The 7,525-nt window shown below is 73.4% G+C and carries 5 protein-coding genes and 1 pseudogene; all 6 read left to right on the top strand.

The genetic code is table 11. The annotated features are described in order from the left end of the window. Positions 1-320: pseudogene (locus KBX53_RS15685) on the top strand (gfo/Idh/MocA family oxidoreductase); the annotation flags it as partial. Next, positions 313-1,401, top strand: a complete 1,089-nt coding sequence (locus tag KBX53_RS15680) for a zinc-binding alcohol dehydrogenase (RefSeq protein WP_030332703.1) — start codon at positions 313-315, stop codon at positions 1,399-1,401. The pseudogene KBX53_RS15685 and the gene KBX53_RS15680, both read left to right, overlap by 8 nt. A 55-nt stretch (positions 1,402-1,456) precedes the next feature. Further along, positions 1,457-3,262, top strand: a complete 1,806-nt coding sequence (locus KBX53_RS15675) for an ABC transporter ATP-binding protein (RefSeq protein WP_247675677.1) — start codon at positions 1,457-1,459, stop codon at positions 3,260-3,262. A gap of 75 nt (positions 3,263-3,337) precedes the next feature. Beyond that, positions 3,338-5,629, top strand: a complete 2,292-nt coding sequence (gene secA2 / locus KBX53_RS15670) for an accessory Sec system translocase SecA2 (RefSeq protein ID WP_210860054.1) — start codon at positions 3,338-3,340, stop codon at positions 5,627-5,629. A 180-nt stretch (positions 5,630-5,809) separates the two neighbouring features. Continuing rightward, positions 5,810-6,550 carry a GAF and ANTAR domain-containing protein gene (locus KBX53_RS15665; RefSeq protein ID WP_210860052.1) on the top strand — a complete coding sequence of 247 codons (741 nt, stop codon included), beginning with the start codon at positions 5,810-5,812 and terminating at the stop codon, positions 6,548-6,550. A 513-nt stretch (positions 6,551-7,063) separates the two neighbouring features. Further along, a partial coding sequence (locus tag KBX53_RS15655; protein ID WP_210860048.1) for a DUF2231 domain-containing protein occupies positions 7,064-7,525 on the top strand: 462 nt, incomplete at its 3' end.

Genomic DNA, 7,525 nt, shown 5'->3' with positions numbered 1-7,525 from the left:
GGAAGCACCGCGCCGGCCTGGAGATCCTCGCCGACGGGTTGGCCCTCGCGATCACCGAGGACGGGCTGTCGATCCGCGACGCCGACGGCGAACGACACCTCCCCGCCGACCCGGAAGCCGCCCGGGTGGCGGTGGACCGCGCCTTCGTCGACGCCGTCCGCGGCATCGGCGACGACGTGCGCGTCCCGTACGCCGAGGCCCTCGCGACCCAACGTCTGGCCCTCGCGGTGGCCGACTCGGCCCGTACCGGCACGACCGTGCGGCTCGTCACCGCGACCGCGCCGGCGGTGCTCGCCAGCGGGGTGACCGTCGATGCGTGACAAGGTCGTGGTGGTCACCGGTCCCGGCCAGGTCGATCTGGTCGACCAGGACGCCGCGCCGCTGCGTCCCGGCACGTTCCGGGTCGAGACGCTGTTCAGCGGTGTCTCCGCCGGCACCGAGCTGAGCTACGTCAAGGGCACGAACCCCTACCTGAACGTCACCTGGAACGCCGACCTGGGGCTGTTCCAGCCGGGCCCGGCCAGCACTCCCTACCCGGTGACGCGACTGGGGTACATGCAGGTCGGCCGGGTGGTGGAGAGCGAAACGCCGGCCGTCGCGGTGGGCACTGTCGGTGCCATGACGTACGGGCACCGCACCGGGTGGCTGGCCGACCCGGTCGCCGAACGGTTCGTGGCGCTGCCCGACGACCTGGACCCACTGCTCGGCGTGTACGTCGCGCACATGGGCCCGATCTGCGCCAACGGGCTGCTGCACGCCGCCGCCGACCTGCACGGCACCGACGTCCGGGCGCTCGGCGACGGGGTACGCGGCCGACGGGTCGCCGTCATCGGCGCCGGTGTCGTGGCGTTGCTGACGGCGTTGTTCGCCCGGCGCAACGGGGCCGCGTCGGTGGTGGTGCTCGACCCGACCCCGCACCGCCGGCAGGTCGCCGAGGCGCTCGGCCTGGAAACCCTCGACCCGGACGCGGACGACCCGGCGGTCGTGCTCAAGACCCGCTGGGCGCACACCGCCGGCGACCGGGGCGCCGACGTGGTGTTCCAGTGCCGGGGGCAGGCGTGGGCGTTGCACCTCGCCCTGCGCCTGCTGCGCCCCCAGGGCACCGTCATCGACCTCGCCTTCTACCAGGGCGGCGCGGACGCGGTCCGCCTCGGTGAGGAGTTCCACCACAACGGGTTGTCGCTGCGCTGCGCCCAGATCGGCCGGGTGCCGCGCGGGCTCGCACCCACCTGGGACCGCGAACGGCTCTCCGCCGAGACCATCGACCTGCTCCGGGCGTACGGCGACACGATCCGCAAGCACCTCGTCTCGGCGGTGGTGCCGTTCGACGAGGCCCCCGCCCTCCTCACCGACCTGGCCGACCGTCGCCGCCAGGAACTCCAGGTGGTGCTCGCCACCTGACCCGCCGGGCCGGAGCGCGCCCGCCCTGGTGACACGGCGGACTACCGTTCCCGGCATGAGCACCTCGACGCACCGGCCGGCCGGCGGCACCGCGACAGACCGGCCGGGCGGCGGGGCCGCCGCGGGCCGGCCGGTCGGCCTGGGCGTGCTGCTGCCGTACCTGCGGGAGCACCGCGGCACCCTGGTCGTGGTGGGCGTCCTGTCGCTGGTCGGCTCGGCCGCGTCGTTGGCGCAGCCGCTGCTCACCCGGTCCGTGCTCGACCGGATCGGCGCCGAGCAGGGGGTGTCCGAGCTGGTGGCGGTGCTGGTGGCCCTCGTAGTGCTCGGCGCGGCGATCGGCGGGCTGCGCGACTACCTGCTGCAACGCACCGCCGAAGGGCTGGTGCTGGGCACCCGGCGCCGGCTGGCCGGTCACCTGCTGCGGCTGCCCATCGCCGAGTACGACCGCAGACGCACCGGCGACCTGCTCTCCCGGGTCGGCTCGGACACCACACTGCTGCGCGCCGTCGTCACCTCCGGTCTCTTCGAGACGGTCACCGGGGCGGTGACGGTGGTCGGCGCCGGCACGGCCATGGTGCTGCTCGACCCGCTGCTGTTCGGCGTCACCCTGCTCGGGGTGGCGCTGGGGCTGGCCTTCGCCGCCACCTTCGCCCGTCGGGTCCGGGCGCTGGCCCGGACCGCCCAGGAGCGGATCGGTGAGATGACCTCGGCGGTGGAACGGGCCATCTCGGCGGCGCGGACCATCCGGGCCAGCCGCGCCGAGACCCGGGAGACGCAGACCGTCACCGGCAGCGCCCGGGAGGCGTACACGGCGGGGCTGCGGGTGGCCCGGGTGCAGGCGCTGGTCGGCCCGATCGGCTCGGTCACCGTGCAGGGCGCCTTCCTGCTGGTGCTCGGCATCGGAGGGGCGCGGGTCGCCGCCGGGGCGATCTCCGTCGGTGACCTGGTCGCGTTCGTCATGTACCTGTTCCTGCTGGCCCTGCCGCTGGGCCAGGTGCTGCGGGCGTACACCCAGTTGCAGTCCGGCCTGGGCGCCCTGCAGCGGATCGAGGAGATCCTCGCCGTGCCCGCCGAGGGCGCGGACGACCGGCCGGCGCCCGCCACCGCGACGGCGACCCCGCGCCGCCCGACCCCGATGATCGAGTTCGACCGGGTGGGTTTCGGCTACCCGGGTGGCGAGACGGTGCTGCACGAGGTCACCTTCGCGGTGCCCGCCGGCACCCGGACCGCCCTGGTCGGCCCCTCCGGCGCCGGGAAGTCCACACTGCTGGCCCTGGTCGAGCGGTTCTACGAGGTCAGCGCCGGCGCGATCCGACTCGACGGCACCGACGTGCGGGACCTGCCCCGCGACGCGCTGCGGGCCCGGCTCGGCTACGTCGAGCAGGAGGCCCCCGTGCTGGCCGGCACGCTGCGGGAGAACCTGCTGATCACCACCCCGGACGCCGCCGACGACCGGCTGCGCGAGGTCCTCGACGCTGTCAACCTGGGACACCTGGCGCAGCGCACCCCGCAGGGCCTCGGCGTGCAGGTGGGGGAGGGCGGCGTCCTGCTCTCCGGGGGTGAACGGCAGCGACTGGCCATCGCCCGCGCGCTGCTCGCCGGCCCGCCGGTGCTGCTGCTGGACGAGCCGACCAGCAACCTCGACTCCCGCAACGAGGTCGCGCTGCGCCGCGCCATCGACGCGGTGGCCGTCCGCCGGACGCTGTTGATCGTGGCGCACCGGCTCGCCACGGTGGTCGACGCCGACCAGATCGTCGTCCTCGACGGTGGCCGGGTGGTGGCCGTCGGCACCCACGCCGAACTGACCGCCACCGACCCGCTGTACCGGGAGCTCGCCAGCCACCAGCTGCTGGTCGGCTGACTCCGCCCCGGTGCCGCCGACTTGCCGGGCGGCCGGGCCGCACATGGTGCCCCGAATCGCGTACCGTTGCCGCTCATGGGTGTGTCTCAACGGTTCAAGAGCAAGTTCCGGCGGTTCCTCCAGCGCCCCGGCTCGACCGTGGATCTTGCTCCGCTGGAGAAACTGCTCCCGGCGATCGAGGCGCGCGAGGCTGAGCTCGCCGCGCTCGACGACGCCGAGCTGACCCAGGCCGCGGGTGCCGCCGCCGACTACGAGGAGATCTGCGCCGTCGGCCGCGAGGCCGCCCGCCGTGGCCTCGACCAGCGGCCGTACGACGTGCAGCTGCTGGGCGCGATGTCGCTGCTCTCCGGCAAGGTCGCCGAAATGGCCACCGGTGAGGGCAAGACACTGACCGCCACGATCGCCGCGTACGGGCACGTCCGGCTCGGCAACGGGCCGGTGCACGTGCTCACCATCAACGACTACCTGGCCCGCCGCGACGCCCAGTGGATGGAGCCGGTCTACACCCTGCTCGGCCTCACCGTCGGCTGGGTCAACGAGGCGTCCACCCCGCAGGAGCGGCGCGACGCGTACGCCTGCGACGTCACCTACGTCTCGGTCAGCGAGGCGGGCTTCGACTACCTGCGCGACCAGCTGGCCACCGACGTGGAAGACCGGGTGCAGCCCGCGCTGAGCACCGCCATCGTCGACGAGGCCGACTCGATCATGATCGACGAGGCCCGGGTGCCGATGGTCCTGGCCGGCGCGGTGCCGGGCGAGCAGGACCCGGTGCACGCCGCCGCCGCACTGGTCCGTGGCCTGCGCAAGGGCAAGCACTACACGGTCGCCGAGGACGGGCGGAGCGTGGCGTTCACCTCCGCCGGCCTGGCCGCCATCGAGGCCAAGCTCGGCATCGACCTGTACGACGAGGAGCACGTCGCGCAGCTTTCCGCTGTCAACGTGGCGCTGCACGCCCACGCCCTGCTGCACCGCGACGTGGACTACATCGTCCGCGACGGCACCGTCGAGCTGGTCGACGAGATGCGCGGCCGGGTGGCCCAGCGCCGCCGCTGGCCGGACGGCCTCCAGGCCGCTGTCGAGGCCAAGGAGGGGCTGGACGCCACCGCCGAGGGTGAGGTGCTTGGCACCATCGCCATGCAGGCGTACATCGCGCTCTACCCGAAGGTGTGCGGGATGACCGCCACCGCCGTGCACGTCGGCGACCAGCTGCGGGAGTTCTTCAACCTCGAGGTCGCGGTGATCCCGCCGAACACCCCGTGCATCCGCGAGGACGAGCCGGACCGCATCTACGCCACCCGGGCCGAGAAGGACGAGGCGCTCGTCGACGAGATCCAGCGCGCGCACGCCAAGGGACGGCCGGTGCTGGTCGGCACCCTGGACGTCAAGGAGTCCGAAGGGCTGGCCGCCGGGCTGAACGCTGCCGGCGTGCCCTGCGTCGTGCTGAACGCCAAGAACGACGACGAGGAGGCGGCGATCATCGCCGAGGCCGGCGCGTACGGCGCGGTCACCGTCTCCACCCAGATGGCCGGCCGGGGCGTCGACATCCGGCTCGGCGGCAGCGACCAGAGCGACAGGGAGCGGGTCGCCGAGCTGGGCGGGCTCTACGTGATCGGCAGCGGCCGGCACGACAGCCGCCGGGTGGACGACCAGCTGCGCGGCCGGGCCGGCCGGCAGGGCGACCCCGGTGGCTCGGTCTTCTTCGTCAGCCTGGAGGACGACCTCGTGGTCCGGCACGCCGCCGACTCGGTGCCGGCCTCGCCGCGGATGAACGCCGACGGCCTGGTGACCGACGACCAGGTCGACTACGCGGTGGAGCACGCCCAGCGGGTCGCCGAGGGCGTCAACCACGAGATCCACCGCAACACCTGGCGCTACAGCGTGGTGATCGAGCAGCAGCGCAAGGCCCTCGCCGCGCGCCGGGAGCGATTGCTGACCAGCGACGTGGCAGCGGTGATGCTGCTGGAGAAGGAGCCCGAGAAGGCCGGCGAGATGGACGAGGACCTGCTCGCCCGTGCCGCGCGGTCGATCGCGCTCTACCACCTGGACCGGCTCTGGGCCGAGCACCTGGCCGAGCTGTCGGAGGTCCGTGAGGGCGTGCACCTGCGCGCCCTGGGCCGGCTCGACCCGCTGGACGAGTTCCACCGGGCCGCGGTGCCCGCGTTCAACGACCTGATCCCGGAGATCGAGGCCCGCACCATCGCCACCTTCAACGAGACCGAATTCGATGAGGATTGGCAGCCCGACGACGGCACCCTGGTCCGGCCCACCGCCACGTGGACGTACCTGGTGCACGACCACCCGTTCGGATCCGAGCTCGACCGCCTGATCGCGTCGATCGGGCGGCGGCTCAGCGGCACCTCGCGCTGAGTTACCGGACGTCGGGGCCCCGTCGCGCCTTCGGGCGCGACAGGGGCCCCGATTTGCGCCGTTTCGACCCGGGTTTCCGAGGGTAGTAGGGCTGGTCGGTCGAGTCGGGAGAGAGCAGACGATGACACAGGTGACGATGCGTGCCGGGCAGGCGCGAAACGGCACGGAGGCTGCACACCGGTGAACCTCGACACGCGGGAACCGGTGGTGCAGACACTCGGCGTCCTGGAAGCAGCCGCGCTGTTACGGGAGCTGACCGCCGGGCTGATCGCCCTGACCGACTTTGATGAGGCTCTGCTGGCCCTGGTCCGGGTCACCCGGGACGCCGTCGCCGGGGTGCGCTGGTGCGGGTTCACCGCGCTGCGGGCCGGCGAGCCGGCCGGGGTGGCCGCCTCCGACGAAGGGCTGGCCGGGCTCGATGACCTGCGACACGGTCCGGACTCGCCGGCGATGAGCGCGATCCGTCGCCGCGAGATGATCCTCGCCGCCGACCTGGACGGTGAGCCCCGCTGGCCGGCCTGGACGGCGCGCGCCCGCGACCTCGGCGTACGCGGGGTGATCTCCGCGCCGGTCGACATCGACGACCAGGTGATCGGCGCGATCAACCTGTACGCCGCCGCGCCGGACCTGTTGACCCCGCAACACCAGTTGACCGCGATGCTGCTCGCCGAACACGCCGGACTGCTGCTCGCCGCCGTCCGCGACCGCAGCCGGCAGCTCACCCTCGCAGGTGTTCGGGACGCCTCGCTCCTGCAGGACGGAGTGGTCGACCAGGCCGTCGGCGTGATCATGACGCAGCGCGGTTGCCCGCCGGCCGAGGCCCTCGACGTGCTGCGGACCGCCGCGTCCTCACTGGACATACCGCTGCGTGAGGTGGCCGAACGGCTGGTCCGGACAGTCTCCCGCTCACGCGACACCTGACCACCCCGGCCCGGCGTCCCGCGCGGTCCCCGCGTTCCGGCGTCCCCGCGTTCCGCGCGGTCCTGGCGTTCCGCGCGGTCCTGGCGTTCCGCGCGGTCCTGGCGTTCCGCGCGGTCCTGGCGTTCCGCGCGGTCCTGGCGTTCCGCGCGGTCCGCGCCTCCCGGCGTCCCCGTGTCCGCGCGGTCCCCGCGTCCTGGCGTTCCGCGCGGTCCCCGGGTCCCCGGGTCCCCGCGTCCCCGCGTCCCCGCGGTCCCCGCTTGATCGACTCGCGTTTCTTGAAGTCGGGGTGTCCGGGTCGGTGGGACGGCGCGGTTTTCTGAAACCCGAGTGGATCACTCCTGATGTCGGGGTGTCCCGGCCGCCCGGATGGCGCGGTTTCCTGAAACGCGAGTGGATCAGGGCGGGTGGTGTCCGTTCGTCCGGTCAGCGACGAGTCGGACCGTTTCGTTTCGTCTCGACCGACCCCGGGTAGCACTCTGGTCAGGTGAGCTGCGCCGACCCGGGGGAGGACCGATGCAGAGCCGGCTGCGGGTGCAGGGGCATCCGATCCAACCGATGCTGGTGACGTTCCCGCTCGGGCTGTTCGTCAGTGCCACCGTCTTCGATCTCACCGACGTCGTCGGCGGGCCCGCGTTCTTCGGCGAGGTCGGCTACTGGACGGGCATTGCCGCGCTCGTCGCTGCCGCGCTGACCGCCGTGGCCGGCATGGTCGACCTGTGGGACGTTCCGGGTGACCGTACCCGCCGCACCGCAGTCGCCTTCAATTTGGTGAACGCGGTGATGGCCGCCATGTTCCTGCTCACCTGCCTGGTCCGGTCACATTCCCCGCAGCGCGGAGCGTCGGTCGCGATCCTGGTCACCGAGCTGGTCGCGTTGGCCGTCGGCGGGGTCGGCGTGCACCTGGGCGCCCGGCTGATGCGTCAGTTCGACAGCGGCCGTGTCGAGGCTGGCGGCCTGGACGCGCTCGCCGGCTCC

Origin of the sequence: Micromonospora sp. M51 (assembly GCF_018070305.1) — a bacterium.
Lineage (GTDB): Bacteria > Actinomycetota > Actinomycetes > Mycobacteriales > Micromonosporaceae > Micromonospora > Micromonospora parva.
Note: the sequence above shows the minus strand (reverse complement) of the source record. Positions and strands in the feature narration are given on the sequence as shown.